This is a genomic window from Rhizobium sp. NPDC092011 (assembly GCF_044756305.1).
Lineage (GTDB): Bacteria > Pseudomonadota > Alphaproteobacteria > Rhizobiales > Rhizobiaceae > Rhizobium.
Map to the genome: position 1 here is coordinate 1 of NZ_JBIVSO010000044.1, position 3016 is coordinate 3016.

General features: G+C 56.7%; 4 protein-coding genes. All 4 read right to left on the bottom strand.

What is annotated here, in order from left to right; genetic code table 11:
• Positions 1 to 76: 76 nt before the first annotated feature.
• Positions 77 to 553: a TenA family transcriptional regulator gene (locus tag ACIQJ2_RS38180; RefSeq protein WP_400678226.1), complete on the bottom strand. Its 477-nt coding sequence runs from the start codon at positions 551 to 553 to the stop codon at positions 77 to 79.
• Positions 554 to 573: 20 nt separating this feature from the next.
• On the bottom strand, positions 574 to 2037 hold the full coding sequence (locus tag ACIQJ2_RS38185) for an AMP-binding protein (protein WP_400678224.1): 1464 nt from the start codon (positions 2035 to 2037) through the stop codon (positions 574 to 576).
• The gene (locus ACIQJ2_RS38190; RefSeq protein ID WP_400678223.1) at positions 2021 to 2587 is read right to left on the bottom strand and encodes a thermostable hemolysin; all 567 of its coding nucleotides are present in this window, start codon (positions 2585 to 2587) and stop codon (positions 2021 to 2023) included. The genes ACIQJ2_RS38185 and ACIQJ2_RS38190 overlap by 17 nt, the downstream gene beginning before the upstream one ends.
• Before the next feature lie 221 nt (positions 2588 to 2808).
• The coding region (locus ACIQJ2_RS38195; protein WP_400678222.1) for a hypothetical protein at positions 2809 to 3016 on the bottom strand (208 nt) is incomplete at its 5' end.

A 3016-nucleotide genomic window follows, 5' to 3' on the forward strand; every position in this document is an offset into this window, starting at 1 on the left:
ATGACTACGATCGGGCTACGCCCTCACTCCGTCACACCCCGGCGCGAGTCTCATCCTGATTGACGCTGAATCTCACCTAATTTGCCGCTACGCAGAACTTGGCCTTTAAACTATCGGCGAGCTGATCCGCCAGCAGAACTGACATGCCCTCAAGCACATGGACGCTGCCAAGCATTGCATAAGGGCTGATGTGTTCGATTGCGTAGTAGGTGTACCCGACCATCACCTTGCATGCAGGACCGGCTTCGCTGGCTGCAACGGCTGAGGCATCGCCGCCGAGTGCGCGAATGTCATCGAGAATCCACTTCTCGTGACCACGCTCCTCCTCCATGTATTCGACGAGAGCGTCCTGGTAGCGCTCGTCCTCGGTTCTGGAAGCCGCCAGAGCAAGTAGCGGGAATGTATGTTTCACGTGGTGGTAGGCTTGAGCAAGAAATGCGAGATAAGTCTCTTTTGCAGCGCCGTGCCGAACGCTGTTCGCAACAATCGGAATCTGCAGAAACGCGTCTCTTTGAGTGGCGGTTTCCGTTATGAGCCTGTCATAAAATGACATGTGATGTCCTTTCTTCCGGTTTACTGAGCTGCGGGTTGATGAAATGACGTGGCGACGAAGTCGTTGACGCGGCAACGGATCGGTCGTCCGTTGGTTGTTACCAGCATCGCCTTGATGGCATCGGCCATGGAAATGGTCTGATACGTCTGCGGTACGGCGTAGTCGGGAAGATCGATGCACAAGGCTGCTAGAAGGCAATGGACATCCTTGGCGGCTGAGGCCCCAAACCAGCCTTCCCCGAATGCCGTTGGAACCAAAACCACGTGCAAGGCGGATTGCGCCGATCCAGTAACCACCGCGAGCGCGATCCGGGGATCGGCTAGAAGCGCAGTTTCAATCCATTCAGGGCTGACGTTTCTTCCAAATCCCGTGACAATGAGATTGTCTTTTCTTCCTCGTACGGTCAGAAAACCATCCTGATCGATCGATCCAAGGTCTCCCGTGTGCCAGGGGCGATGAAGCGATGTGTTGCCGACGTAGCCGTCCATGAGGGTAGGGCCGTCGACGACGATCTCGCCGTCCTCAATTGCGATCCTGATGCCGGGCAGGGGCTTGCCCGAGGTGCCCCGTTTGCATTCGCTCACCCCATTCAGCGTTACGACCGAGCAGCATTCGGATAATCCGTAGCCTTCGAAGACCGGGACGCCCATCTGTGCGGCGAGATCCAGCAACGCCGGTGTAACCCTTGCGCCTCCGACTGCCACAAATCTCAGGCCTGGCGAGGGAGCCATCCGCATCGCCTTCATTTCGAAGAGCCACGCTTTCAGGAGTTGTGGAACGAGCACCGTTGCAGTGGGTTCTTGCTCGGCAATGGCCCGCGCCAGTCCGTTGACCTTGCCAGCAGCCACTTGCTCGGCAATCCTGGCGTCGAGATAGACCTGCGCGCCACAGAACAGGGGCAGGAAGACCGCGCATATGGTCTCGAGCAACATGGATAGAGGCAAAAGCGAAAGATAGCGATCTTCGGCGGTCGCTTGGCTTGCGCTGGCAAGCCCGCGGACTACGGCCTCGATCTGGAGGAACGTATGTCTTACCCCCTTGGGGGAGCCGGTGCTGCCGGAGGTGTAGATAATCGTTTGAAAACCCGGCGCGGGCGCGCGCCAGAGGCAATCTCCGATGTCCGCCTTCACGGACCTGTACTGAAGGTTCAATCGGGCCGCTCGCTCCGCGGTCTCGTCGGTCACGAGAACTTGACCGATCCGCGCATCGGCCATAATTTTGGCGAGTTGCGTGTCACTGAAAAAGGGTGGCAGCGGAACCAATGTCTTACCTTCGGCGGCGGCGGCCAGCAGAGCGACGACATATTCGCACCCATTCGGCGCGAGCAGCCCCAAACTCCTTTCTTTTGCGGGAAGCATTGCTCGACAGTTGCCGACGGCATTCCGGAGCGAGGCCCAGGAAAGACTTGTACGGGCGTCGGCCACTGCCGTCTGCGAGGGGTTCTCGTTGGCGTGTCGCTCGATACTCTCAAAGAGAAAGTGCATGTCGGCGTTCCTTTATGGAATGGGTGGCCATCGAATATGCAGGGTTTCGCAACGCAAAGACCCTCGGCCCGTGGCTGTAGTAGCTGCCCCAGTCGGCGCCACGGGATACCCTTTGGGATTCGGCATTCGCCACATGAATCAAATCCACGCCCAGATGGGAAAGCAATCGCGACAAGCGATTGGTCAGCGTAAAGAATGCCCAGCTGCAACCGAGTAGCTGGCCATAGAGGATAATGGCGCGAATGAAACCGAACGTATGGCGAGCACTGCAGCTTGCGAGGGAGGTGACCTCTATCAACTCGGCACGCTTGACGGGAAATTCACAGGTCGCGGACAGGATCTGTTCGATTGGCTGGTCGAGATACTGCTCGGAGAAAAACCCGTCGCGGGCAAAACGCAAGCCTGCGGCGCAAACCGGTTGCTGCTCGTCGATGTCGAATTTGGCAATGAGCGCCTCGGGAAAAGCGGAAACATGAGCACCATAGCACCTCTCGAAAATGTCGACTATCAGCGCCTCGGCACTGGGCCTTCTGACATCTGCGCGCGTCAATATAGACGTTCCTATCATCTCGTCCTCACTTGGTGGATGCGAGGTGACGTTGCTCGACCAATATTACAATGCCCTTACAATAGGATGGCGTTCCGGTGATCTTAAAGTGGCAGATATAATCAGCGTCGCTGCTTTGTGCACGGCCATTGTTTCCCTCTGGTTATGCGCAAATCATGGCACGATCTGCTTGAGGTGCGGTTCTGTATTGACACTTGACCCCATCAATACCAAATCTCGCAACCAGCTATTGTCGATATCGATGCGCTGAACCATGCCGATCTGTAATGCCTAGTCAATTCTTTGGTGAGCTCTTTACCAAAGCTAACGGTGTACTGTAAGCGCGATTTTCCACGCACATTGACGTAGGCGGCATCACCGAACGGGCGCCTTTGCGAAGCGATATCCGGCTCTATCAAGCCGCGGTGGTCT

Excerpts from the sequence above, each read along its gene's own strand:
- ACIQJ2_RS38185 (WP_400678224.1), bottom strand. The coding sequence starts at position 2,037 with ATGCACTTTCTCTTTGAGAGTATCGAGCGACACGCCAACGAGAACCCC.
- ACIQJ2_RS38180 (WP_400678226.1), bottom strand. The coding sequence starts at position 553 with ATGTCATTTTATGACAGGCTCATAACGGAAACCGCCACTCAAAGAGAC.